At 64.8% G+C, this 23,649-nt stretch carries 21 protein-coding genes; 10 read left to right on the forward strand and 11 right to left on the reverse strand.

The annotated features are described in order from the left end of the window. Positions 1-19: 19 nt before the first annotated feature. The 9 genes from AC3WL2_RS06475 (at position 20) to AC3WL2_RS06515 (ending at position 10,045) form a co-directional block, all read left to right on the forward strand. Positions 20-1,702, forward strand: coding sequence for a flavin monoamine oxidase family protein (locus tag AC3WL2_RS06475; RefSeq protein ID WP_102681915.1), 1,683 nt, complete (start codon positions 20-22; stop codon positions 1,700-1,702). A 16-nt stretch (positions 1,703-1,718) separates the two neighbouring features. Beyond that, positions 1,719-2,501: a carbon-nitrogen hydrolase family protein gene (locus AC3WL2_RS06480; protein ID WP_102681914.1), complete on the forward strand. Its 783-nt coding sequence runs from the start codon at positions 1,719-1,721 to the stop codon at positions 2,499-2,501. Positions 2,502-2,553: 52 nt separating this feature from the next. Continuing rightward, on the forward strand, positions 2,554-4,869 hold the full coding sequence (pqqF, locus tag AC3WL2_RS06485; RefSeq protein ID WP_102681913.1) for a pyrroloquinoline quinone biosynthesis protein PqqF: 2,316 nt from the start codon (positions 2,554-2,556) through the stop codon (positions 4,867-4,869). 170 nt (positions 4,870-5,039) lie between these two features. Beyond that, entirely contained in the window at positions 5,040-5,111 is a 72-nt protein-coding gene (gene pqqA / locus AC3WL2_RS06490; RefSeq protein WP_003243383.1) for a pyrroloquinoline quinone precursor peptide PqqA, read from the forward strand. Between the two features lie 73 nt (positions 5,112-5,184). Next, on the forward strand, positions 5,185-6,096 hold the full coding sequence (pqqB, locus tag AC3WL2_RS06495; RefSeq protein ID WP_102681912.1) for a pyrroloquinoline quinone biosynthesis protein PqqB: 912 nt from the start codon (positions 5,185-5,187) through the stop codon (positions 6,094-6,096). A gap of 27 nt (positions 6,097-6,123) precedes the next feature. Further along, positions 6,124-6,861 carry a pyrroloquinoline-quinone synthase PqqC gene (gene pqqC / locus AC3WL2_RS06500; RefSeq protein ID WP_173862413.1) on the forward strand — a complete coding sequence of 246 codons (738 nt, stop codon included), beginning with the start codon at positions 6,124-6,126 and terminating at the stop codon, positions 6,859-6,861. Then, positions 6,858-7,133, forward strand: a complete 276-nt coding sequence (gene pqqD, locus AC3WL2_RS06505) for a pyrroloquinoline quinone biosynthesis peptide chaperone PqqD (protein WP_102681910.1) — start codon at positions 6,858-6,860, stop codon at positions 7,131-7,133. The genes pqqC and pqqD overlap by 4 nt, the downstream gene beginning before the upstream one ends. Beyond that, positions 7,105-8,253: a pyrroloquinoline quinone biosynthesis protein PqqE gene (pqqE, locus tag AC3WL2_RS06510; protein WP_102681909.1), complete on the forward strand. Its 1,149-nt coding sequence runs from the start codon at positions 7,105-7,107 to the stop codon at positions 8,251-8,253. Before pqqD ends, pqqE begins: the two co-directional genes overlap by 29 nt. Then, on the forward strand, positions 8,234-10,045 hold the full coding sequence (locus AC3WL2_RS06515) for a S9 family peptidase (protein ID WP_102681908.1): 1,812 nt from the start codon (positions 8,234-8,236) through the stop codon (positions 10,043-10,045). Before pqqE ends, AC3WL2_RS06515 begins: the two co-directional genes overlap by 20 nt. A 31-nt stretch (positions 10,046-10,076) precedes the next feature. Here AC3WL2_RS06515 and AC3WL2_RS06520 read toward each other — a convergent pair whose 3' ends face one another. Together AC3WL2_RS06520 and AC3WL2_RS06525 are read right to left on the reverse strand one after the other, a co-directional pair. Further along, complete coding sequence (locus AC3WL2_RS06520; protein ID WP_003177654.1) at positions 10,077-10,235, reverse strand: YqaE/Pmp3 family membrane protein; 159 nt, start codon at positions 10,233-10,235, stop codon at positions 10,077-10,079. Positions 10,236-10,390: 155 nt separating this feature from the next. Then, entirely contained in the window at positions 10,391-11,668 is a 1,278-nt protein-coding gene (locus tag AC3WL2_RS06525) for an aspartate aminotransferase family protein (protein WP_102681907.1), read from the reverse strand. A gap of 210 nt (positions 11,669-11,878) precedes the next feature. On the opposite strand from AC3WL2_RS06525, the gene AC3WL2_RS06530 reads away from it, so the two are divergent. Continuing rightward, positions 11,879-12,802 (forward strand): LysR family transcriptional regulator, encoded by a 924-nt coding sequence (locus AC3WL2_RS06530; RefSeq protein ID WP_102681906.1) that lies wholly within the window; start codon positions 11,879-11,881, stop codon positions 12,800-12,802. Positions 12,803-13,186: 384 nt separating this feature from the next. Here AC3WL2_RS06530 and AC3WL2_RS06535 read toward each other — a convergent pair whose 3' ends face one another. The 9 genes from AC3WL2_RS06535 to bioB form a co-directional block, all read right to left on the reverse strand. After that, positions 13,187-14,965 carry an acyl-CoA dehydrogenase C-terminal domain-containing protein gene (locus AC3WL2_RS06535; protein WP_102681905.1) on the reverse strand — a complete coding sequence of 593 codons (1,779 nt, stop codon included), beginning with the start codon at positions 14,963-14,965 and terminating at the stop codon, positions 13,187-13,189. A 130-nt stretch (positions 14,966-15,095) separates the two neighbouring features. Then, a complete protein-coding gene (locus AC3WL2_RS06540) occupies positions 15,096-16,382 on the reverse strand; it encodes a GGDEF domain-containing protein (RefSeq protein WP_102681904.1) in 1,287 nt (428 codons plus the stop codon). Positions 16,383-16,650: 268 nt separating this feature from the next. Next, positions 16,651-18,456, reverse strand: a complete 1,806-nt coding sequence (locus tag AC3WL2_RS06545; protein WP_102681903.1) for a phenylacyl-CoA dehydrogenase — start codon at positions 18,454-18,456, stop codon at positions 16,651-16,653. Positions 18,457-18,706: 250 nt separating this feature from the next. Continuing rightward, positions 18,707-19,003, reverse strand: coding sequence for a pyrroloquinoline quinone biosynthesis protein PqqE (locus tag AC3WL2_RS06550; protein ID WP_102681902.1), 297 nt, complete (start codon positions 19,001-19,003; stop codon positions 18,707-18,709). A 110-nt stretch (positions 19,004-19,113) separates the two neighbouring features. Further along, on the reverse strand, positions 19,114-19,794 hold the full coding sequence (gene bioD / locus AC3WL2_RS06555; RefSeq protein ID WP_102681901.1) for a dethiobiotin synthase: 681 nt from the start codon (positions 19,792-19,794) through the stop codon (positions 19,114-19,116). 1 nt (position 19,795) lies between these two features. Then, on the reverse strand, positions 19,796-20,620 hold the full coding sequence (bioC, locus tag AC3WL2_RS06560) for a malonyl-ACP O-methyltransferase BioC (RefSeq protein WP_102681900.1): 825 nt from the start codon (positions 20,618-20,620) through the stop codon (positions 19,796-19,798). Beyond that, on the reverse strand, positions 20,613-21,344 hold the full coding sequence (locus AC3WL2_RS06565; RefSeq protein ID WP_102681899.1) for an alpha/beta fold hydrolase: 732 nt from the start codon (positions 21,342-21,344) through the stop codon (positions 20,613-20,615). Before AC3WL2_RS06565 ends, bioC begins: the two co-directional genes overlap by 8 nt. Then, positions 21,337-22,509, reverse strand: a complete 1,173-nt coding sequence (bioF, locus tag AC3WL2_RS06570; protein ID WP_102681898.1) for an 8-amino-7-oxononanoate synthase — start codon at positions 22,507-22,509, stop codon at positions 21,337-21,339. The genes AC3WL2_RS06565 and bioF overlap by 8 nt, the downstream gene beginning before the upstream one ends. A 2-nt stretch (positions 22,510-22,511) precedes the next feature. Continuing rightward, the gene (gene bioB, locus AC3WL2_RS06575) at positions 22,512-23,570 is read right to left on the reverse strand and encodes a biotin synthase BioB (protein ID WP_102681897.1); all 1,059 of its coding nucleotides are present in this window, start codon (positions 23,568-23,570) and stop codon (positions 22,512-22,514) included. Positions 23,571-23,649 lie beyond the last annotated feature (79 nt).

Below are 23,649 nucleotides of genomic sequence, written 5' to 3' on the forward strand. Positions count from 1 at the left end.
CCCCTGGCAAGGTCATTACATGAACAAGAAAAACCGCCACCCCGCCGACGGCAAGAAACCCATCACCATCTTCGGCCCGGACTTTCCCTTCGCCTTCGACGACTGGCTGGAGCACCCGGCCGGCCTGGGCAGCATTCCCGAGGCGCGCCATGGCGAAGAAGTGGCGATCGTCGGTGGCGGTATTGCTGGGCTGGTGGCGGCCTACGAGTTGATGAAGCTGGGCCTCAAGCCCGTGGTGTACGAAGCTTCCAAACTGGGTGGCAGGCTGCGTTCGCAGGTGTTCAACGGCACCGACGGCATCGTCGCCGAACTGGGCGGCATGCGTTTCCCGGTGTCGTCCACCGCCTTCTACCACTACGTCGACAAGCTGGGCCTGGAGACCAAGCCCTTCCCCAACCCGCTGACGCCGGCCTCAGGGAGTACGGTGATCGACCTGGAAGGCCAAACCTACTACGCCGAGAAGTACGCCGACCTGCCGCAGCTGTTCCACGAAGTGGCCGACGCCTGGGCCGACGCCCTGGAGAGCGGCGCGCAGTTCGCCGACATTCAGCAGGCCATTCGCGACCGCGACGTACCGCGCCTGAAAGACCTGTGGAACAAGCTGGTGCCGCTGTGGGACGACCGCACTTTCTATGACTTCGTCGCCACCTCGCGCTCGTTCGCCAAGCTGAGCTTCCAGCACCGCGAGGTGTTCGGCCAGGTGGGCTTCGGCACCGGCGGCTGGGACTCGGACTTCCCCAACTCGATGCTGGAAATCTTCCGCGTGGTGATGACCAACTGCGACGACCACCAGCATCTGGTGGTCGGCGGCGTCGAGCAGGTGCCACAAGGCATCTGGCGCCATGTACCGGAGCGCTGCGCCCACTGGCCGGCGGGCACCAGCCTCAGTACGCTGCATGGCGGCGCGCCGCGCACCGGGGTCAAGCGCATCGCCCGCGCCAGCGATGGGCGCCTGGCGGTCACCGACAACTACGGTGACGTGCGCCACTACGCTGCTGTGCTCACCACCTGCCAGAGCTGGCTGCTGACCACCCAGATCGACTGCGAAGAGTCGCTGTTCTCGCAGAAAATGTGGATGGCCCTGGACCGCACCCGCTACATGCAGTCGTCGAAGACCTTCGTCATGGTCGATCGCCCGTTCTGGAAGGACAAGGACCCGCAGACCGGTCGCGACCTGATGAGCATGACCCTCACCGACCGCCTGACCCGCGGCACCTACCTGTTCGACAACGGCGACGACAAGCCGGGGGTGATCTGCCTGTCCTACGCCTGGATGAGCGACGCCCTGAAGATGCTGCCGCATCCGACCGAAAAGCGCGTGCAACTGGCTCTCGACGCGCTGAAGAAGATCTACCCCAAGACCGATATCGCCGGGCATATCATCGGCGATCCGATCACCATCTCGTGGGAGGCCGACCCGCACTTCCTCGGTGCCTTCAAGGGCGCGCTGCCGGGCCACTACCGCTACAACCAGCGCATGTACGCGCACTTCATGCAGGCCGACATGCCCGCCGAGCAGCGCGGCATCTTCATCGCCGGTGACGACGTATCGTGGACCCCGGCCTGGGTGGAAGGCGCGGTGCAGACGTCGCTCAATGCCGTGTGGGGTATTATCAACCACTTCGGTGGCCAGACCCACCCGGACAACCCCGGCCCGGGCGATGTGTTCCACGAGATCGGTCCGATCGCCCTGGCCGACTGAGCGAAGGAGTAGCGCCATGCGCATCGCCCTGTACCAGGGCACGCCAAAGCCATTGGACGTGCCCGGCAACCTCGAGCGCCTGCAGCACCAGGCCCAGCTTGCCGCTGCCCGCGGCGCGCAGTTGCTGGTGTGCCCGGAGATGTTCCTCAGCGGCTACAACATCGGCCTGGACCAGGTGGAACGCCTGGCCGAGGCCGAGGACGGCCCCTCGGCGATGAGCGTCGTCGAGATTGCCCAGGCGCACCGCATCGCCATCGTCTATGGCTACCCCGAGCGGGCCGAGGACGGGGCGATCTACAACAGCGTGCAACTGATCGACGCCCATGGCCGCAGCCTGTGCAACTACCGCAAGACCCACCTGTTCGGTGAGCTGGACCGCTCGATGTTCAGCCCGGGCGGCGATCACTTCCCGGTCGTCGAGCTGGAGGGCTGGAAGGTCGGCATGCTGATCTGCTACGACATCGAGTTCCCGGAGAACGCCCGGCGCCTGGCGCTGAAAGGCGCCGAGCTGATCCTGGTGCCGACGGCAAACATGGCGCCCTACGACTTCGTCTGCCAGGTGACCGTGCGCTCGCGGGCGCAGGAGAACCAGTGCTACCTGGTATACGCCAACTACCGCGGCAGAGAGGGCGAGATCCAGTATTGCGGGCAGAGCAGCATCATCGGGCCGGACGGCGATGTACTGGCGATGGCCGACCACGAGGAAGGACTGTTGCTGGCCGATCTGCAACGCGAGCGGGTATTGAAAGGGCGGGAAGCGTTTCCCTACTTGGCGGACCTGCGTCGGGACCTGAATTGACAGCCGCAGGGCCAGAACAGACAACCTCGGCATTGCGCGCTAGCATGGCGTCATGTCCGACACCATTCGCCACCTCACCCTCGCCAACGGCCTGCACCTGACCCTGCGCCACGCGCCACGCCTCAAGCGCGCGGCCGCAGCGCTGCGGGTGCATGCCGGCAGCCACGACGCAGCAGCGCGCTGGCGGGGCCTGGCGCACTTTCTCGAACACCTGTTCTTCCTCGGTAATACGCGTTTTCCGTTGGACGACGGCCTGATGCGCTACGTCCAAAGCCTGGGTGGCCAGGTCAACGCCAGCACCCGCGAGCGCACCACCGACTTCTTCTTCGAAGTGCCGCCCGCGGCGCTGGCCGGCGGGCTGGAGCGCCTGTGCCAGATGCTCGCCGAGCCGGACTTTGCCATCGAGAGCCAGCGCCGCGAACGCGAGGTGATCCATGCCGAGTTCATCGCCTGGTCGCGCAACCCCGAAGCCCAACGCCAGTTCACCCTGTTGCAATCGGTGTCGGCGCGCCATCCGCTGAGCGCTTTCCATGCCGGCAACCGCTATAGCTTGCCGCTGGAAAGCCCCGCCTTCCAACAAGGGCTGAGGCAGTTCCATCAACGCCACTACCAGGGCGGGCAGCTCACCCTGAGCCTGGTCGGCCCGCAACCGCTGGATGAGCTGGCACAACTGGGCAGACGATACGGCGAGCTGTTCACCCAGGGCGCCGGCACCGTCCGGGACCGACCGCCCGCCTTGCTCGAAGCGCCTTTGCGCCAGCCAACCGCATGGGGTGCCCGTCATGACTGGCTGTTCGCCCATGACAGCGTGCCGGAAGGCGCGGAACAGGCGCTTGAATTGTTACTGGCCCAGCTCACCGACAGCCGGCCTGGTGGTTGGCTGGATGCCTTGCGCAAGCGCGGCTGGCTGCAGGACTGCAAGGCGCAACAACTTTACGCCCATGCCGGGCAGCTGCTCTGGCATGTTCAGTTGCAGCTGGCGGACGAAGCCTGCCTGGCCGAGGCCTGGGCGCTGCTGCATGGCTGGCTGGGTTTTCTACGGCAGCAGGATCCTGGGCAGCTGAACCTGCGCTTCACGCAACTGCAGCAACGCCGGGAACAAGCTGGTAGCGCGCTCGAACTGGCCCAGCGCGACAGCGCCGGGCGGCCGTTCAGCGGCCTGTCGGCCCAAGGCCTGGCCGCCTTCGATGCACTGCTGGCCGACCTGCCATCCACGGCGGCAGGAGACTGGCAGCTCCCTCCCGAAGAAGTACTGCTGGCAGACGCACTGCCAATGATCGGCAGCGTATTGCCAGCCGCGCTCGGTATCGGCGACTGCCTGCCGCCAGCACGCCAGTTCGCGGCGCTGGATCTGCGCTGGCAGATTTTGTCACCTCTGCGCCAACGCCTGTGGCCCGTTCTCGAGCACAGCCTTCGACCGTTGCGCGAGCGTGCCACGCAGGCGGCATTGCAACTGGGCTTCGAGGCCTGCGGCGAGTACTGGCAGTTGCGCCTGGCGGGGCATCCCCTGGCCGTGATCAACGCCACGCAGGAGGCGCTTGCGTTGCTGCGTTCGCCCGCCAGGGAGCATTGGCACGCGCCAGCGGCAGCCGAAGCACCCTTGATACCGATCCGCACCCTGCTCAAGGCACTGCCAGACACCTTGCTGATGGGCGCAATACAACCACTGCAGGCCTGCACGCCGGACCAGCCGCAGCTCGATTCACTCTGGCGACAGGCCCGGTGGCAAGGATTGGCGCAAGGATTCGACGCGGCGCAACAGGGGGCGCTGGGAACGGTACTGCAAAGCCTCATGGGCCAACCTGCCGAGCCTTCAGCGCCACGTCCGATCCACGAGCGCCACTGGCGGCAGATCCCGACTACGGGCAGCGAGCACGCACTGTTGCTGTTCTGCCCATTGCCTGCGCGCCTGCACCCTGCCGGCCGCCTGCTCGCCCAGCTGTTGCAGGGCCCGGTCTATCAACGCCTGCGCGTCGAGCTACAACTGGGTTATGCGGTGTTCAGCGCCTTTCGTCAGATCGAAGGCTACGGCGGGCTCCTGTTCGGCGTGCAATCGCCGCACGCCAGCCACGCAGAGATCCTTGGCCACCTGCTGAATCTGCTGCGCCAAGGCGCCACGCTGAACGACGCTGCCCGTACCCAGCTCGCCGATCAATTCGACGAAACCGCGATGAGCAATGCCGATGTCGCGCAATGGGCCTGGCAGGCACATATGGCGACACACAATCCGGACCTGCCCCGCATGCGCCGGTCTATTCTAAATGTCGAGCAAGTTCAGTTGGACGAACTGCTGCAGCAACTCATCGACGCCAGTCACGGTTGGCTGTGCCTGGCCAATGCCGCCGCGCCGGACGCCAAATGGCGGTGACGTCAGCGGTGATTGTTACCGCTGGTGCAAGGGCGCATTTCGAATAATTAACCTTTCGGTACAATTTTTTCTTGTAAGATAGCGCAATCTCGGCCAATGGAACCTCTCGTCCCTGGGAGAACCCAATAATGAACCGACCACCTCAAACCCCATCCGGAAGGAGCAAACCCATGTGGACCAAACCTGCATACACTGACCTGCGTATCGGCTTCGAAGTGACCATGTACTTCGCCAACCGCTAAGCGGCAGTGCGTTACGACGCCTCGGCCCGCCGGGGCGTTGTCGTTTTTTGGATCAGCGTTTACGAGGGCGCGCATGTACATCCAGATTCTCGGTTCCGCCGCCGGTGGCGGCTTCCCCCAGTGGAACTGCAACTGCGTCAACTGCAAGGGCTACCGCGACGGCACCCTGCGCGCCACGGCACGTACCCAGTCGTCCATCGCCCTGTCCGACGACGGCGAGCACTGGATCCTGTGCAACGCCTCGCCGGACATCCGCGCCCAGCTCCAGGCCTTCGCGCCGATGCAGCCGGCCCGGGCCCTGCGTGACACCGGTATCGATGCAATTGTCCTGCTCGACAGCCAGATCGATCACACCACCGGCCTGCTCAGCCTGCGCGAAGGCTGCCCGCACCAGGTGTGGTGCACCGACATGGTCCACCAGGACCTGAGCACCGGCTTCCCGCTGTTCAACATGCTCAGCCACTGGAACGGCGGGCTGGTGTGGAACCGCATCGAGCTTGATGGCAGCTTTGTCATCGATGCCTGTCCGAACCTGCGCTTCACTCCCTTCCCGCTGCGCAGCGCCGCGCCGCCCTACTCGCCGCACCGTTTCGACCCGCACCCCGGCGACAACCTCGGGCTGCTGGTGGAGGACACCCGCACCGGCGGCAAGTTGTTCTACGCGCCGGGCCTGGGCCAGGTCGACGCCAAGCTGCTGGAGATGATGCATGGCGCCGACTGCCTGCTGGTCGACGGCACCCTGTGGGAGGATGATGAAATGCAGCGCCGCGGCGTCGGTACCCGCACCGGCCGCGAGATGGGTCACCTGGCGCAGAATGGCGCGGGCGGCATGCTCGAGGTGCTGGACGGCTTCCCACGTCAGCGCAAGGTGCTTATCCACATCAACAACACCAACCCGATCCTCGACGAAGACTCGCCGGAACGCGCCGAAGTACAGCGCCGGGGCGTGGAAGTCGCCTTTGATGGCATGAGTATCGAGCTGTAAGGAGGCCCTGTGAGCGACGCAACGCCGATGTCCCCTGCCGAGTTCGAGCAGGCCCTGCGCGCCAAGGGCGCCTACTACCACATCCATCACCCCTACCACGTGGCGATGTATGAAGGCCGCGCCAGCCGCGAGCAGATCCAGGGCTGGGTGGCCAACCGCTTCTACTACCAGGTGAACATCCCGATGAAGGATGCGGCGATCCTGGCCAACTGCCCGGACCGCGAAGTGCGCCGCGAGTGGATCCAGCGCCTGCTCGACCACGATGGCGCGCCCGGCGAGGATGGCGGTATCGAAGCCTGGCTGCGCCTGGGCCAGGCCGTGGGCCTGGACCCCGAGCAACTGCGCAGCCAGGAGCTGGTGCTGCCCGGCGTGCGCTTTGCCGTGGACGCCTACGTCAATTTCGCCCGCCGCGCCAGCTGGCAGGAGGCCGCCAGCAGCTCGCTGACCGAGCTGTTCGCCCCGCAGATCCACCAGTCGCGCCTGGACAGCTGGCCGCAGCACTACCCCTGGATCGACCCGGCCGGCTACGAATACTTCCGCACCCGCCTCGGCCAGGCCCGGCGTGACGTGGAGCATGGCCTGGCGATCACCCTGCAGCACTACACCACCCGCGAAGGGCAGGAGCGCATGCTGGAGATCCTGCAATTCAAGCTGGATATCCTGTGGAGCATGCTCGACGCCATGAGCATGGCCTATGAACTGAACCGCCCGCCGTACCACAGCGTCACCGCAGAGCGGGTCTGGCACAAGGGGATCGCCCTATGAGTTTCGACCGTCAACAGGTGCCCGCCTGGCGCCCCGGCTATCGTTTCCAGTACGAGCCCGCGCAAAAGGGCCATGTGCTGCTGTACCCCGAAGGGATGATCAAGCTCAACGACAGCGCCGGCCTGATCGGCGGGCTGATCGATGGCCAGCGCAGCGTCGCCGCGATCATCGGCGAGCTGCAACAGCAATTCCCCGATGTGCCCGAAGTCGCCGACGACATCGAGCAATTCATGGAGGTGGCCCGTGCCGAACACTGGATCACCCTCGCCTGAGGTGCCGGTCGGCCTGCCCTTGTGGCTGCTGGCCGAGCTCACCTACCGCTGCCCTTTGCAGTGCCCGTACTGCTCCAACCCACTGGATTTCGCCGAGCAAGGCAAGGAGCTGAGCACCGAGCAGTGGTTCAAGGTAATGGCCGAAGCCCGCGAGATGGGCGCCGCGCAGATTGGTTTTTCCGGCGGCGAGCCGCTGGTGCGCCAGGACCTTGCCGAACTGATCGCTGAAGCTCGGCGCCTGGGCTACTACACCAACCTGATCACCTCCGGCATCGGCCTGACCGAACAGAAGATCGCCGCCTTCAAACAGGCCGGGCTGGACCATATCCAGATCAGCTTCCAGGCCAGCGACGAGCAGGTAAACAACCTCCTGGCCGGCTCGAAAAAGGCCTTCGCGCAGAAGCTGGAGATGGCCCGGGCGGTGAAGGCCCACGGCTACCCGATGGTGCTCAACTTCGTCACCCATCGGCACAACATCGACCGGATCGACCGCATCATCGAGCTGTGCATCGCCCTTGAGGCCGACTTCGTGGAGCTGGCCACCTGCCAGTTCTACGGCTGGGCGCACCTCAACCGACTTGGCCTGCTGCCGACCCGCGCCCAGCTGGAACGGGCCGAGCGCATCACCAATGAGTACCGCGACAAGCTCAAGGCCGAAGGCAGCCCGTGCAAGCTGATCTTCGTCACCCCCGACTACTACGAAGAGCGCCCCAAGGCCTGCATGAATGGCTGGGGCAGCCTGTTCCTGACCATCACCCCGGACGGCACCGCCCTGCCCTGCCATGGCGCGCGCCAGCTGCCGGTGCAGTTCCCCAATGTGCGCGACCATGACCTGCGCCACATCTGGTACGACTCGTTCGGCTTCAACCGCTTCCGAGGCTATGACTGGATGCCCGAGCCGTGCCGCTCGTGCGACGAAAAGGAAAAGGACTTCGGCGGCTGCCGCTGCCAGGCCTTCATGCTCACTGGCGATGCCAGCAAGGCCGACCCGGTGTGCGCCAAGTCACCGGACCACGGCATCATCCTCAAGGCCCGCGAGGAAGCCGAGCACGCCACGTTGGAGATTGAACAGATGACCTTCCGCAACGAGCGCAACTCCCATGTCATTGCCCGCGGCTGAGTTCAGCGCCACCCAGGCGGTGGCCGCCGGGACCGATTTCGCCGAGCTGAAGGTCGGCGAACAGGGTGTGTTCTGGAACGAGTTCCGGCCCGCCGATGGCGCCTGCCGCATCTGGCATTGGCTCGACCACCAGGCTCGCTGCCTGACTCCGGACGGCTACAGTGTGCGCAGCCGGGTCTATGAATACGGCGGCGGCAGCTTTTGCCTCGGTGGCGACGGGCTGGTGTTCGTCAACGAACAGGACCAGCAGGTCTACACCCAGGGTTTCGACGGCAGCCCCCCGCGTCCGCTCAGCCACGCCGGCGATTGTCGCTACGGCGATGTCCAGTGGCATGCCGGCCAGGTGCTGGCCATCGAGGAACGCCATGCCCAACAGGTCGAGCATCGCCTGGTCAGCCTCGCGGCGGGTCATCGGGAAGTCCTGGCCGAAGGCGCCGACTTCTACGCCTCGCCAACGCTGAGCCAAGATGGCTGCCGCCTGGCCTGGATCGAATGGGACCGCCCGGCGCAACCCTGGACCGTTACCCGGCTGATGTGTCGCGAGCGCGCCCCGTCCGGTGCCTGGGGAACGGCACGCTGCATCGCCGCGCAGGACGAATCGTTGCAGCAGCCGCGCTTCGATGAGCAGGGCCGCTTGCACTGCCTGTCCGACCGCGAGGGTTTCTGGCAGCCTTGGGGCGAACTCGACGGGGGCTGGCAACGCCTCCCCGCAGCGGCCGCCGATCATGCCACCGCGCCCTGGCAACTGGGCGCCAGCACCTGGCTGGCCCTCGGCCCCACCAGCTACCTGGCCAGCTGGTTCGAGAACGGCTTCGGGCAACTGGGGTTGCGCCGTGACACTGGCGAAGTGGAGCGTTATGCCAGTGCTTACACACGGTTCCGTAGCCTGGCCTTGGACAACGAGCGCATCTATGCAGTGGCCGCCTCGCCGATCAGCCCACCGGCGGTGATCGCCATCGACCGGCGCAGCCACGAAGTCGAGATACTGGCAGGCGGCGCCGAGGTGCTGCCGGTGGAATACATCAGCCGCCCGCAGCCGATCCACTATGCCAGTGGCGATGGCTCGGCCCACGGTTTCTTCTATCCGGCCATGCAAGGTACGGCCGGCCTCCCCCCACTGGTTGTGTTCATCCATGGCGGCCCGACCTCGGCCTGCTACCCGGTGCTCGACCCGCGCATCCAGTACTGGACCCAACGCGGCTTCGCCGTGGCCGACCTCAACTACCGAGGCAGCAGCGGCTACGGTCGCGCCTACCGCCAGGCGCTGCACCTGCGTTGGGGCGAATGCGACGTCGAGGACGCTTGCGCTGCGGTCAGGCATCTTGCCGAGCAGGGCTTGATCGACCCGGCCCAGGCCTTCATCCGCGGTGGCAGCGCCGGCGGCTACACCACCCTGTGCGCCTTGGCCTTCCAGGATGTGTTCCGTGGCGGCGCCAGCCTGTACGGCGTCAGCGACCCCGAGGCGCTGGGCCGGGCCACCCACAAGTTCGAAGGCGACTACCTGGGCTGGCTGATCGGCGACCCGCAACGCGATGCCGAGCGATATCGCCAGCGCACACCATTGCTGCACGCCGGGCGGATCAAGGTACCGGTGATTTTCTTCCAGGGTGAGCTGGATGCGGTGGTGGTACCGGAGCAGACACGCTTGATGCTCGAGGCCCTACAGGCCAATGGCATCCAAGCCGAGGGGCATTTTTATGCGGGCGAGCGGCATGGGTTCCGCCAGGCGGCGAATCTGGCGCATGCGCTCGACGAAGAGTGGAAGTTCTACTGCCGGTTGCTAGGCCGGTAACTCACCTGGGGCTGCTACGCAGCCCCAGTATTCAGCGCTTGGCAATGATGTACACCGCGTGCACGATCCCGGGGATGTAACCCAGCAAGGTCAGCAGGATGTTCAGCCAGAACGCGCCACCGAATCCTACCTGGAGGAAAACGCCCAGCGGCGGCAGGAGGATGGCGATGATGATGCGGATGAAGTCCATGCGGTGTGCTCCTTGAAGGTGTATCAACACAGACTAGCCGTACCTGCCGGAGGTTCCACCGGGCAAAAAAACGCCCCTGGCCATGTATTTCAGACCAGAGGCGATGCGCAGGAACGCGAGACGGTTCGTTGAAATTCTGTACGTCGGCTGCCGGGTCAGGCCGGCACTTCACGGCGATTGTGCTGCTGGGCATGCAGCCGGGTGAACGCCCGGGCCAGACGCAAGAGCATCTCGTCGATGTTGCCCTTGCTCACGGTCAATGCCGGCGAGAAGCGCACCACGTCGGCCTGCGGCGCATTGAGCAGCAAGCCTTCCTGCAACGCAGCCTCGACCAGCTGCGCCGCGGCTCCCTCACGTAGTTGCAGCCCCCACAACAGCCCCTGGCCGCGCACTTCGCCCTGGCCGTAGCGACCAGCCAGGCGGCTGAGGCCATCGCGCAGGTGGCGACCACTGTCCATCACCTGCTCGAAGAACCCCGTCTCCAGCACGGCCTGCAGCACAGCCAGCCCGGCAGCGCTCATCAGTGCGTTGCCATGGTGGCTGCCTTCCAGCTCGCCCGGCTCGGCGCAGCAGGCACGCCCGCGGGCCAGCAGCGCGGCCAACGGCACACCGCCGCCCAGGCCTTTGCCGAGGGTGATGATGTCGGCCCGCACGCCGTAGGTTTCTTCTGCCAACAGGGCGCCGCAACGTCCTACACCGGTCTGCACCTCATCGAGGATCAGCAGAATGCCCAGCTCACGGCACAACCGCTCGACACCCTGGAGGTACTCACGGGTGGCCGGGATCACGCCGGCCTCACCCTGTATCGGCTCGAGCATGATCGCCACGGTGCGCGAGTCGACCGCCGCATGCAGCGCCGCCAAGTCGTTGAACGGCACCTTGCTGAAGCCCGGCAAGCCGGGCTCGCAACGGTTGCATGGCAGCGGGTCGGACGCCGACAACGCCCCGAGCGTGCGACCATGGCAGCCTTGGCTCGCGGTAATGATGTGATAGGCGCCGTTGCGGTGCAGCTGGCCCCATTTGCGCGCCAGCTTGATCGCACCCTCGCAGGCCTCGGCGCCACTGTTGAGCAGGTAGGCCTGATCACTGCCGGTGCGCTGGCACAGCAGCTCGACCAGGTTCAGCAGGCCGCGGCTGTGGTAGCCCGCGCCAGGATTGATCAAGGCCTGGGCCTGATCGCCCAGGGCCTTGACCAGCACGCTCGGGCTGTGACCCAGGCTGTTCACCGCGCAACCCTGGGTGAAGTCCAGGTAGGCGTGACCCTCGTCGTCCCACAACCACGACCCCTGGCCTCGCACAAACACGTGCGGCGCACGTTCGATGCTGGGCATCAGCCGCTCGCGGGAGCACTGCGCGGCGGCCGGCACGCTCACCGAGGCACGCTCGGGCTCGGCGACGGCGGGTGCCGAACGGCGCAGGTTGAACAGGTTCATCTGGACTCCGGCCAATCACGGTGGTGGGCGGTCAAGGTTCCGGTCTGGCGCCGGAATTGAATATTCTGCCTTGCCTATCAAAAGTGTTTTTCAGCTGGGGTAACAATCGCCGGGATAAGCGCTGTAACCCGTTGGAATACGGCGATAGACTAGGCTTCTGGTCGTTTCGTGGCCATTTCGTTTTCTCAGCTTTTTCGATAAGTATCACTTATGGATTTTCGCCAACTGCGTTACTTCGTCGCGGTCTATGAAGAAGGCCATGTGGGCCGCGCCGCCGAACGCCTGTCGCTGTCCCAGCCAGCGCTGTCGCAGCAGATTCGCCAGCTGGAGCACAGCCTCGACCTGAGCCTGTTCGAACGCAGCAACAAACGCCTGCTGCCCACACTCGCCGCGCATACCCTGTACAACCACGCCGTACCCTTGCTCGATGGCCTGCAACGGGCCCACGAGGCCATGGGCAATTTCAAGGGCCAGTCGCTGCGCACCCTGGCCATCGGCGTGCTGCAGACCGTACGGCCAAGTCTGGTACCGCAACTCCTGGAGCGGGTGCGCAAAGCCCAACCGCACCTGGTGGTACAGATCTATGAACTGTCGGGGTCGGAGATCGAACGGCGCCTGCTCAACGGTAGCCTGGACATCGGCATCAGCTACCTGCCACCACGCCAGCCAGGGCTGCACGGCTTGCTGCTGTACGAAGATGAACTGCAGTTGGTCATCCCCCGTACCCACCCCTTGAAAGACTTCAAGAAGGTCTCGATCCGTCAGGCGGCCGAGTTGCCGATGTTGATGCTTGGCGAGGAGTTCCAGATCCGCCAGATCTGGAAGGCGCAGCTGGCCAGCCAAGGGCGCAGGCCGCAGGTGCAGGCCGAGATGAACAACATGGCGGGGATCCTCGACAGCCTGGCGCACACGGCGCTGGTGACCATCCTGCCGGGCCGGGCCAAGGATGCCGCGCAGGACGACCAGGAGCTGCTGTGGAAGCCCCTCAGCGAGCCACGTATTCCGCTGAAAGTAGGCTTGGTGTTCCGTGACGCGCAACGTCAACAGGCCTCGGTCGAGCTGCTGCGCAGCTTGCTGGAGGAAGAGGCCGACCCACGCCAACTGGGGATATCGCCGCTGGACGTGCTTGGCTGAAACACGCGCACAAAGAAAACCCCGCCTAAGCGGGGTTTTCCAGACTGTTTCCCTTCGACATCCTTATCACCCCGCCATCCTGGCAGGAAATCCTTCTTGTCCCTGTTCTATCTTTTCGCGCTTCCTGCGCAACTTCCTTGTAAGGCGTCCTGCTCTGTCCATTGCGCGTCCTGCGCTACGTCCATGTAAGAAAGAGTAACCGTGGATCCAATCTTAGGAAAGAGGCGAAACGTCACCACGTCGTGTAAGCCAAAGCTTACAAAAGAGGTCCATTCATAAACATGCGCCGCCGACCAAACAAAAAGGCCGCCCCCGCAGCCGGAAATTTATCCGGTGCGGGGGCGACCTCATACCGCAATAGGGCTGCCAGGCAGCTCGGCGGGATCAGAATTGCGCGGCGTCCAGCAGGTACAGCGACTCGCTACCGGCCTTTACCGACGCTGCCAGCGAATGAACTCGCGGAAGCAGACGGGCAAAGTAGAACCGTGCCGTGCCCAGCTTGGCGCCGTAGAAATCAGTATCCCCTTCGCCGGCCTTGGCGGCACGCGCCATCAGCGCCCACATGTAGGCATAGGCGACATAACCGAATGCGTGCAGGTACTCGACCGAAGCCGCGCCGATCTCATTGGGGTTGCCCTTGGCCTGGTCCAGCACCCAGTTGGTCAGCTCATCGAGCTGGTCCAGGGAGGCTGCCAGGGGCTTGGTGAACTCGCCAAGATCAGCAACATTGGCGGCGATGAACTGGCGGATCTCGTCGGCGAACAGCTTGTAGTAGGCGCCACCGCTGGCCACCACCTTACGGCCGACCAAGTCCAGTGCCTGGATACCGTTGGTGCCTTCGTAGATCTGGGTGATGCGCACATCGCGCACCAGTTGCTCCTGGCCCCATTCGCGGATGTAGCCATGCCCGCCGAAGACCTGCTGGCCATGCACGGTGCACTCCAGGCCCAGGTCGGTGAGGAAGGCCTTGGCCACCGGGGTCAGCAGCGCCACCAGCTCTTCGCTGCGCTTGCGGGTGGTGGGGTCTTCGCTGTACTTGGCGCTGTCGAGCTGCATCGCCACATAGGTGGAGAATGCCCGGCCGCCTTCGGTCAGCGCCTTCATGGTCAGCAACATGCGCCGCACGTCCGGGTGGACGATGATCGGGTCAGCCACCTTGTCCTTGGCCTGCGGACCGGTCGGGGCGCGGCTCTGCAGACGGTCACGGGCGTATTCCACGGCATTCTGGTAGGAACGCTCGGCCGAGGCCAGGCCCTGGATGCCGACACCCAGGCGCTCGTAGTTCATCATGGTGAACATGGCCGCCAGGCCCTTGTTCGGCTCGCCGACGATATAGCCGACCGCTTCGTCGAAGTTCATCACGCAGGTGGCCGAGCCCTGGATGCCCATCTTGTGCTCGATCGAGCCGCAAGTGGCCGGGTTGCGTGCGCCGAGGCTGCCATCTTCGTTGACCAGGAACTTGGGTACCAGGAACAGCGAGATGCCTTTCGGGCCTGCCGGTGCATCCGGCAGCTTGGCCAGTACCAGATGGATGATGTTCTCGGTGAGATCGTGCTCGCCGCCGGTGATGAAGATCTTGGTGCCGCTGACCTTATAGCTGCCATCAGTCTGGGGCTCGGCCTTGGTGCGGATAATACCCAGGTCGGTACCGGCGTGGGGCTCGGTGAGGCACATGGAGCCGGCCCAGACACCCGAGTACATGTTCGGCAGGTACTTTTCCTTGAGCGCTTCACTGGCGTGGGCGTTGATCGACAGGCAGGCGCCGGCGGTCAGCATCGGGTACAGGCCGAAGGCCAGGCTCGAGGCATTGACCATTTCCTCGACCTGGGCCGAGACGACCTTGGGCATGCCCATGCCACCGAAGAGCGGATCTCCGCCAACGCCGACCCAGCCCCCTTCGGCATAAGTGTTGTATGCCTCGATGAAGCCCTCCGGGGTGCGCACCGAGCCGTTGTCCCAGTGGCAGCCCTCTTCATCGGCGGCACGGCTCAGCGGCGCGATGGTCTTGCCGGTGACCTTGCCCGCCTCCTCCAGCACGGCCATCGCCGTGTCGGCATCGACTGCCTCGGCAAGGCCGGGCAGTTGCGACCAGAGCGTGGCCACGTCGAAGACTTCATTGAGGACGAAGCGCATATCGCGCAGGGGCGCTTTATATTCAGCCATGACAACCTCTCGCTATAAGGGTCGGGGCGGCCCGTGAGGGCCGCGGCACTGGGATGAACGCAGTGTAACCGAACAACTTTTACGAGACATAGGGTCATCATGCGACCGAATAGTCAGGCATAGTCACGCCCTAACTCGCCATGCGCACGGCCCCACGCCGCGACTGCTGACCGAACGTCATGACGCAGTTACGCCCCGCGCCCTTGGCGCTGTACAGCGCCTGGTCGGCGGACTTGAGCACTTCCTCGGGGTTGCGGTGCTCGACCTGGCGCTCGGCGACGCCGATGCTGATAGTTACCGATACCGTGGTGTTGGCTCCTCCGCCACGGCGCTGGCGACCGGTGGAGTCATCCTGCGGGCGGCTGTTCTGGTCGCGCAACTGGATCGCATAGTTGGCGATCATCTCGCGCACCGCCTCCAGGTGCGGCAGGCATTCTTCGGCGGTCTTGCCGGCGAACACCAGGGCGAATTCCTCGCCACCGTAACGGTAGGCACGCCCGCCCCCGGTCACCTTGGACAAGCGGCTGGCGACCAGGCGCAACACCTGGTCGCCGACATCGTGACCATGGGTGTCGTTGAATTTCTTGAAGTGGTCAACGTCGGTCATGGCGATCACATAGTTGCGCCCCAGGCGCTGCATGCGCTCGTTCAGGGCGCGCCGCCCCGGCAGGCCGGTCAGCTCGTCGCGGAAGGCCATCTGGTAGGCCTCGTGGGATACCGCGGCGGCGATCATCAGCATCACCTGGCTGCACATGATGTTCAGGGTGAACGGCAGGATGAAGGTCTTGGGCAGCATCCAGAAGATGCCGATAAGGCCAATGATCTGCGCGGCATGCAACGGCCTGGGCTCACGCAGGTACTGCACCACCAGCAGGATGAACACCGCCAGGAACAGCGGATAGGCCAACTGGATGAGGCTCATCCACTGGCCATGCAGCGAGGGCCAGCGGATCTCGGCCAACCAGCCCAGCAGGGCCTCTGGGAAGCTCTGCTCCAGGGCCACCGCCACGCTGCTCACGGCGAACAGCACGGCGAAGCGGGCCAGCAGGTCCTGGGCCAGGTGCGTGCGTTCCTGCCACGCACCGTACAGGCCGAACAGCGCGGGTAGCAGCAGACAGACCAGGTGGAAGATCACCGCGGCATCCTCGCGGACCCGGCCATTGTCGCGATAGAAGTCGGTCTGGGTATCGAGCAGGAAATAGGCGATGTAGACCGTGACCATCAGGAACAGCTCGCGCTGGCGGCGGTATACGGCGCAGTAGGCGCCACCCAGCAAAAGCACCAAGGTGGGTAGAACGTTGAACAGCGATGTGAAGAAGACGCTGAGGTCCCTTACATAGGCTGCCGCAAGCCCTGCCAGCAACAGAATCAGCGAAGGCAGGAAGTGGCTCGCGCGTACAGCGGATAGACGAAACAAGGGTAATCTCCGACCCGGCAGATCAATAATGGCATTGTGCCCCTACTTCATCGGCAGTGCACATGAATAGATGAATACAGATGCCCGCTTTAACGGCAGATCAGGGGCGAAGCTTGAGACTTTCTCGTTACTGGATGCGACACCCGGTAGGATTATTCCTGTTTGTTTACACAAGGCCGCTCCTGCAAGGGCAGGCGTAGACTGCAAAAAAGAGGCAAAAAAAACCGCCTACCGGTAAGGGCAGGCGGTTTTCTTACAACCGGCGAGCTTAGATGGACAGACCGAAGTCTTCTTCCTTCATCGCCATGAGGTTGTCGGCGCCAGACAGAATCGCCGCAACGTGGCTGCGGGTACGCGGCAGGATGCGCTGGAAGTAGAAGCGCGCAGTCTGCAGCTTGGCGGTGTAGAACGCCTCTTCGCTGGTGCCGGCCGCCAGTTTCTCGGCTGCCAGGCGGGCGATGTCGGCCCAGAAGTAGGCCAGGCACGCATAGCCGGAGTACATCAGGTAGTCCACCGAAGCGGCACCCACTTCCTCGCGGTCCTTCATCGCGGCCATGCCGATCTTCATGGTCAGCTCGCCCCACTCCTTGTTGATCGCGGCCAGTGGCTCGACGAACTCCTTGGTGGCGGCGTTGCCTTCCTGGGATTGGCAGAACTTGTGAACGATCTTGGTGAAGCCCTTGAGCGCCTCGCCCTGGGTCATCAGCACCTTGCGGCCGAGCAGGTCGAGCGCCTGGATGCCGGTGGTGCCTTCGTACAGCATGGAAATACGGCTGTCGCGCACGTTCTGCTCCATGCCCCACTCGGCGATGAAGCCGTGGCCGCCGTAGATCTGCACGCCGTGGTTGGCAGACTCGAAACCGACTTCGGTCATGAACGCCTTGGCAATCGGGGTCAGGAAGGCCAGCAGCGCGTCGGCCTTCTTGCGCTCGTCCTCGTCCTGGCTGTACTTGACGATGTCCACCTGCTTGGCGGTGAAGTAGACCATGGCGCGGTTGCCTTCGGCGAAGGCCTTCATGGTCAGCAGCATGCGGCGCACGTCCGGGTGGACGATAATCGGGTCAGCGGCTTTTTCCGGTGCTTTCGGGCCGGTCAGCGAGCGCATCTGCAGGCGATCGCGGGCATATTTCAGGCCGCCCTGGAATGCCACTTCGGCGTGGGCCAGGCCTTGCAGCGCGGTACCCAGGCGAGCAGTGTTCATGAAGGTGAACATGCAGTTCAGGCCCTTGTTGGCGGGGCCGATCAGGTAGCCGGTGGCGCTGTCGAAGTTCATCACGCAGGTGGCGTTGCCGTGGATGCCCATCTTGTGCTCGAGCGAGCCGCAGCTCACGCCGTTGCGCTCGCCCGCGCCACCTTCGGCGTTGGGCAGGAACTTCGGCACGATGAACAGCGAGATGCCCTTGGTGCCGGCCGGTGCGTCGGGCAGGCGGGCCAGGACGATGTGCACGATGTTGTCGGCCATGTCGTGCTCACCGGCCGAGATGAAGATCTTGGTGCCGGACACTTTGTAGCTGCCGTCGGCCTGAGGTTCGGCCTTGGTGCGCAACATGCCCAAGTCGGTGCCGCAGTGCGGTTCGGTCAGGCACATGGTGCCGGTCCATTCGCCGGACACCAGTTTGGTCAGGTAGGTCTCCTGCTGCTCGGGGGTACCGTGCTCGGAGATGGTGTTCATCGCGCCATGGGACAGGCCTGGGTACATGCCCCACGACCAGTTCGACTCACCGACCATTTCGCTCAGGGCCAGGCCCAGCGACTCAGGCAGGCCCTGGCCGCCGTGCTCGGCGTCGTGGGCCAGGCTCGGCCAGCCGCCTTCGACGAACTGCTGGTAGGCTTCCTTGAAGCCGGTCGGGGTCTTCACGCCCGCCTCGCTCCAGGTGCAGCCTTCCAGGTCGCCGACGCGGTTCAGCGGGGCCAGTACCTCTTCACAGAACTTCGCGCCTTCCTGCAGGATCGCGTCGACCATGTCGGGCGTGGCGTCCTGGCAGCCCGGCAGGCTCTGATAATGCGCCTCATAGCCGAGCAGTTCGTCGCGGACGAAGCGGATATCACGCAAGGGGGCTTTGTAATCAGGCATTGCGATGAACCTCTGTGATGAGTTCGGTAGGGAGACCGCGGGTACCGACCAGCTCTTGGCGGCTTTCGGTCAAACAGTTGTTTGAAACTTACGTTTAGGAGGCCTCGCTGTCAAGGTGGGCTAACAATGGCATTTATGCCGCCGAATATGATGATTCAGCCAAGCACCCTCAAACGCATCGCGGGGCAAGCCTGCTCCCACGAATGGAAGCGGGCTTGCCCCGCGAAGTAAGCGAATGGGGTTCAGCGAGTCAGGCGTAGGTGTCGATGAACCGACCGAGCATTTCATCGGAAGCCTTGGCGACTTTGGCACCCAGTTCGACTTCGTGCTTGCCCAGGGCCAGTTGCACGGTGCTGGTGGCCAGATCCATCTGCTGGCTGCGGTCAACGCCGCGCAGGCGCTCGGCCTGGTAGTCGGTGGACTGCCCGCTGGTGCCACGCTCGACGGCGCCGCTGGCGATCTGCTGGGCGGCCTGGTCGACACGGTTCTGGCCGTTCTGGATGGCACCCAGGCCCGCGTAGTAGGCGGAGCTCGCATTGATTTCCATGTCAGGACTCCATGACGCTGGATGATGAACAGGCCTTATTAAAGCAGCAGAACGGGAAAAAGGCCCGTTGAAATCCCTAATAGCCTTGTGCCAGCCGATAGACAGTAGGCCTAATCCAACAGGTCCAGGTGCAAATGCTCGGCCACCGCAGCCGCGCCCGCCACCTTCAACCAGGGCACGCGCCCCAGGCATGGTGCGGGCAGCCGCTCGGCCAGGCTCGACAGGTTCTCCTCCAGACGCGATGTCCGCGGATCGACGATGTTCGCCACCCAACCGGCCAGTTGCAGGCCGTCGCGGGCGATGGCCTCGGCGCTGAGCAAGGCGTGGTTGATGCACCCCAACCGCACCCCTACCACCAGGATTACCGGCAGTTTCAGGGCAATGGCCAGGTCTGACAGGTTGGCATGGTCGGACAACGGCACCCGCCAGCCGCCGGCCCCTTCGATCAAGGTGAAGTCGGCGTGCTGCGCCAGCACCTGCTGCATCGCATCACGCAGCACCGGTACGCTCAACACCACCCCCGCCTCGTGCGCCGCCACGTGTGGAGCGATGGCCGGCTCGAAAGCGAAAGGGTTGACCGATTCATAGGGCAGTTTGACCGAGCTTTCGTCAATCAATGCCAGGGCATCGCTGTTGCGCAACCCTCTGGGCGTCACCATGCACCCGGATGCCACCGGCTTGGCCGCCAACGTGCTCAGCCCCGACTGCATCGCCGCATGCAGCAGACCCGCGGCGATGGTGGTCTTGCCGACATCGGTGTCGGTGCCGGCAATGAAATAGGCCTGGCTCATGTCACTGCTCCCCGGCCAGCGGTTTGCGCAAGACGCCATACACCACCTGATAGGTGGCAGGCAGCCCCTGAGGCTGGCGGAACTGTTCATAGGCCTGCAACAGGCCCTGCATCCGCGCACGTCCGGTCAACCCCGATGGGCGCCCCGGATTGAGGTTGTGCGCACCCAGTGCCTTGAGCTCGTGGGTCAGGCTGCGCACGTCGGGGTAATGCAGTACATGGGGACGTCGCTCCAGGCCGATCAGCTCCAGACCGCTTTCCCCGCATAGACGCTGGTAATCCTCGAAACGCCGGAAGCGATTGACGTGCACCATGCCATCGACGGCTTGCCAGCTGGCACGCAACTCATCAAGGGTGCCCACGCACAAGCTGCTGAATGCCAGCACCCCGCCTGGGCGCAGCACCCGCCGCGCCTCACCCAGCACGCTGGCGAACTGGCCGCACCACTGCACCGCCAGGCTGCTGAACAGCAGATCGACACTGCCATCGCGCAACGGCAGACGCTCGGCGTCACCCGTCACATGGTGCCGGGCGCCGCCTTGCTCACGGGCATGGCGCAACATGCCCTCGGCAATGTCCACCGCCACACCGTCGGCATCGCTGAAGCGCTCGGCCAGGACCCGGCTGAAATGGCCGGTGCCACTGCCCATGTCCAGCCAGCGCGCAGGGACGAGCCCTGCGGGCAGTTTCTCCAACAGCGCCATGCCTACTGCGCGCTGCAAGGCCGCGACACTGTCATAGCTGGCCGCGGCGCGGGAAAACGAAGCCGCCACCTGGCGCTTGTCCGGCAGGGCACCGGGCAAGGTGGGCTGGGAAAGATCAGTCATCGCCACTCTCATGCAGGAAACTCTTGATGCCCGCCGCCAGCTCCTGCGGGTACTCCAGCAGGAAGGCGTGGGAACTGTCTTCGACCAGGCCGACTTCCACGTCGGGCAACAGGTCGCTCAGGGCCTTGGCAGCCTCCACCGGCACCAGCGCATCACTGCCGGCGAACAGGTGCAGCTGCGGGCCGCCGTATTGCTCCAGGGCAGCGCGTGTATCAAGGCTGGCCAGCACCTCCAGACCGGTGGCCAGGTACAGCGGATCGGTGTCGGGCACGCCGACGCCCAGTTGGCGCAGCAAGGTGCGCGGTTGCTGCGCGCCATCGCTGCACAAGGTGCGAAAGCGCTTGAGGGTCACCTGGGTATGGCTGCGGCAGCCATCGAGGAAGGTACCGAAGGTATCCGGTGCCATCCCGTGCGGCCAATCCGGCCGAGCGACAAAGCTGGGATTGCTCGCCAGCGTGAGCAAGCCGCAGCAATGATCGCCGCGCTTGTGGGCCAGGGCGCTGGCGAGCATGCCACCCAGCGACCAGCCGCCAAGCCACACGTCGTTGGGCAGCTTGCGGTCGAGGTAGTCGACCCAGGCCAGCGGGTCGCTGTCGGCCAGGTCCGGCAACGGCATCAGTTCGACCTGCAGGCGCAGGTCCTGGGCACGCAGGCTGGCGGCCAGCGGCTCCAGTGAGGCGGTGCCCAGCCCCCAGCCGGGCAGAAGGATCATTCGGTTACGCATCGGCGGACTCCAGCTGTGGATAACACTCGGCCAATGCATTCAACAATAGCTGCACCTGTGCCTCACTGTGGGCGGCGCTCAGGGTCACCCGCAGACGGGCGCTGCCAGCGGGTACGGTGGGTGGGCGAATCGCCGTGACCAGCAGACCGCGTTCACGCAACAAGCGGGACAATGCCAGCGCCCGCCCCGCATCGCCGATAAGGATCGGCTGGATCGCGGTGTGGCTGTCCATCAGGGTCAGGCCGATCTGCTCGGCGCCTGTGCGGAACTGCTGGATCAGCGCGGCCAGGTGCTCGCGCCGCCAGCGCTCCCGACGCAGCAGCTCCAGCGCCTTGAGTGTGGCGCACGCCAATGCCGGTGGCTGGCTGGTGGTGTAGATGTAGGGCCGGGCGAACTGCACCAGCGCCTCGATCAGATCCTCGCTGCCGGCAACGAAGGCGCCGGCGGTACCACAGGCCTTGCCCAGCGTGCCGATCAGCACCGGCACGTCATCGACACCCAGGCCGAAATGCTCGACCAGGCCGCCGCCGTTGGCGCCCAAGGTCCCAAAGCCATGGGCATCGTCGACCATCAGCCATGCCCCACGGCCGCAGGCGACCTTGGCCAGGGCCGGCAGGTCGGCGCAATCGCCATCCATGCTGAACACGCCATCGGTGACCACCAGGGTATTGCCGGTGGCTTTCTCCAGGCGACTGGCCAGGCTGGCCGGATCGTTGTGCAGATAGCGGCTGAAGCGGGCGCCACTGAGCAGCCCGCCGTCGAGCAGGGAAGCGTGGTTGAGGCGGTCCTGCAAGACTGTGTCGCCCTGCCCCACCAGCGCGGTGATGGCCCCGAGGTTGGCCATGTAGCCAGTGGAAAACAGCAACGCGCGAGGGCGCCCGGTCAACTCGGCCAGTGCTTCTTCAACGTCATGGTGCGGCGTGCTGTGGCCGATCACCAGGTGCGAGGCGCCACCGCCGACACCCCAGCGCTCGGCGCCATCGCGCCAGGCCTTGATCACCTCGGGGTGATTGGCCAGGCCCAGGTAGTCATTGCTGCAGAAGGCCAGCAGCGGCTGGCCATCGACCACCACCTGCGGCACTTGCGGGCTTTCCAGCAGCGGCCGTTGCCGATAGAGGTCCGCGGCACGCCGTTCGGCCAGCCGCGCGGCGAGATCGAAGGCCATGCTCAGGCCGAGGCTGCGTCGTAGAACAGCTCGCTGCTGCGCTGCTCGACCAGCGCCTGTTCGATGGCGGCCTGGTGCACTTCGTCGGCGTGCTCTTCACGGGCTTCCGGCTGGATACCCAGGCGGGCGAACAGCTGCATGTCCTTGTCGGCCTGCGGGTTGGCCGTGGTCAGCAGCTTCTCGCCGTAGAAGATCGAGTTGGCCCCGGCCATGAACGCCAGGGCCTGCATCTGCTCGTTCATCTGCTCACGGCCGGCCGACAGGCGCACGTGGGACTTGGGCATGAGGATCCGGGCCACGGCGAGCATGCGAATGAAGTCGAACGGATCGACGTCTTCCTCGTCGGCCAGCGGCGTGCCGGCAACCTTGACCAGCATGTTGATCGGCACCGACTCCGGGTGCTCGGGGAGGTTGGCCAGCTGGATCAACAGGCCGGCGCGGTCGTCCAGCGACTCGCCCATGCCAAGGATGCCCCCGGAGCAGATCTTCATGCCGGCGTCACGCACGTAGGCCAGGGTCTGCAGGCGTTCGCTGTAGGTGCGGGTGGTGATGATGCTGCCGTAGAACTCCGGCGAGGTGTCGAGGTTGTGGTTGTAGTAGTCCAGGCCGGCTTGGGCCAAGGCCTGGGTCTGCTCCTGGTCGAGCTTGCCGAGGGTCATGCAGGTTTCCAGGCCCATGGCCTTGACCCCTTTGACCATCTCCAGCACGTAGGGCATGTCCTTGGCCGAGGGATGCTTCCACGCCGCGCCCATGCAGAAGCGGGTCGAGCCGATGGCCTTGGCCCGGGCGGCCTCCTCCAGCACCTTCTGCACTTCCATCAGCTTCTGTTTTTCCAGCCCGGTGTTGTAGTGGCCGGACTGCGGACAATATTTGCAATCTTCCGGACAGGCGCCGGTCTTGATCGACAGCAGCGTGGAAACCTGCACGCGGTTGGGGTCGAAATGTGCACGGTGAACGTTCTGGGCCTGGAACAGCAGGTCATTGAACGGCTGCTGGAACAGTGCCTTGACCTCGGCCAGGGACCAGTCGTGACGGGTTGTTGCAATTGCGCTGGCGCTCATCGGCGTTTCCTTATCTATGGTCTGACTGACGCCGGGACAGGGAAACCCACCAGCGCATCACGGATAGCTCGCATAGTCA

It is taken from the genome of Pseudomonas sp. FW305-96 (genome assembly GCF_058783825.1).

Excerpts from the sequence above, each read along its gene's own strand:
- AC3WL2_RS06475 (WP_102681915.1), top strand. The coding sequence starts at position 20 with ATGAACAAGAAAAACCGCCACCCCGCCGACGGCAAGAAACCCATCACC.
- AC3WL2_RS06565 (WP_102681899.1), bottom strand. The coding sequence starts at position 21,344 with ATGCGTAACCGAATGATCCTTCTGCCCGGCTGGGGGCTGGGCACCGCC.
- bioD (WP_102681901.1), bottom strand. The coding sequence starts at position 19,794 with ATGAGCCAGGCCTATTTCATTGCCGGCACCGACACCGATGTCGGCAAG.
- pqqF (WP_102681913.1), top strand. The coding sequence starts at position 2,554 with ATGTCCGACACCATTCGCCACCTCACCCTCGCCAACGGCCTGCACCTG.
- AC3WL2_RS06535 (WP_102681905.1), bottom strand. The coding sequence starts at position 14,965 with ATGGCTGAATATAAAGCGCCCCTGCGCGATATGCGCTTCGTCCTCAAT.
- AC3WL2_RS06525 (WP_102681907.1), bottom strand. The coding sequence starts at position 11,668 with ATGAACCTGTTCAACCTGCGCCGTTCGGCACCCGCCGTCGCCGAGCCC.
- bioC (WP_102681900.1), bottom strand. The coding sequence starts at position 20,620 with ATGACTGATCTTTCCCAGCCCACCTTGCCCGGTGCCCTGCCGGACAAG.
- AC3WL2_RS06530 (WP_102681906.1), top strand. The coding sequence starts at position 11,879 with ATGGATTTTCGCCAACTGCGTTACTTCGTCGCGGTCTATGAAGAAGGC.
- AC3WL2_RS06520 (WP_003177654.1), bottom strand. The coding sequence starts at position 10,235 with ATGGACTTCATCCGCATCATCATCGCCATCCTCCTGCCGCCGCTGGGC.
- pqqD (WP_102681910.1), top strand. The coding sequence starts at position 6,858 with ATGAGTTTCGACCGTCAACAGGTGCCCGCCTGGCGCCCCGGCTATCGT.
- pqqB (WP_102681912.1), top strand. The coding sequence starts at position 5,185 with ATGTACATCCAGATTCTCGGTTCCGCCGCCGGTGGCGGCTTCCCCCAG.
- pqqC (WP_173862413.1), top strand. The coding sequence starts at position 6,124 with ATGTCCCCTGCCGAGTTCGAGCAGGCCCTGCGCGCCAAGGGCGCCTAC.
- AC3WL2_RS06550 (WP_102681902.1), bottom strand. The coding sequence starts at position 19,003 with ATGGAAATCAATGCGAGCTCCGCCTACTACGCGGGCCTGGGTGCCATC.
- AC3WL2_RS06545 (WP_102681903.1), bottom strand. The coding sequence starts at position 18,456 with ATGCCTGATTACAAAGCCCCCTTGCGTGATATCCGCTTCGTCCGCGAC.
- AC3WL2_RS06515 (WP_102681908.1), top strand. The coding sequence starts at position 8,234 with ATGTCATTGCCCGCGGCTGAGTTCAGCGCCACCCAGGCGGTGGCCGCC.
- AC3WL2_RS06480 (WP_102681914.1), top strand. The coding sequence starts at position 1,719 with ATGCGCATCGCCCTGTACCAGGGCACGCCAAAGCCATTGGACGTGCCC.
- bioF (WP_102681898.1), bottom strand. The coding sequence starts at position 22,509 with ATGGCCTTCGATCTCGCCGCGCGGCTGGCCGAACGGCGTGCCGCGGAC.
- bioB (WP_102681897.1), bottom strand. The coding sequence starts at position 23,570 with ATGAGCGCCAGCGCAATTGCAACAACCCGTCACGACTGGTCCCTGGCC.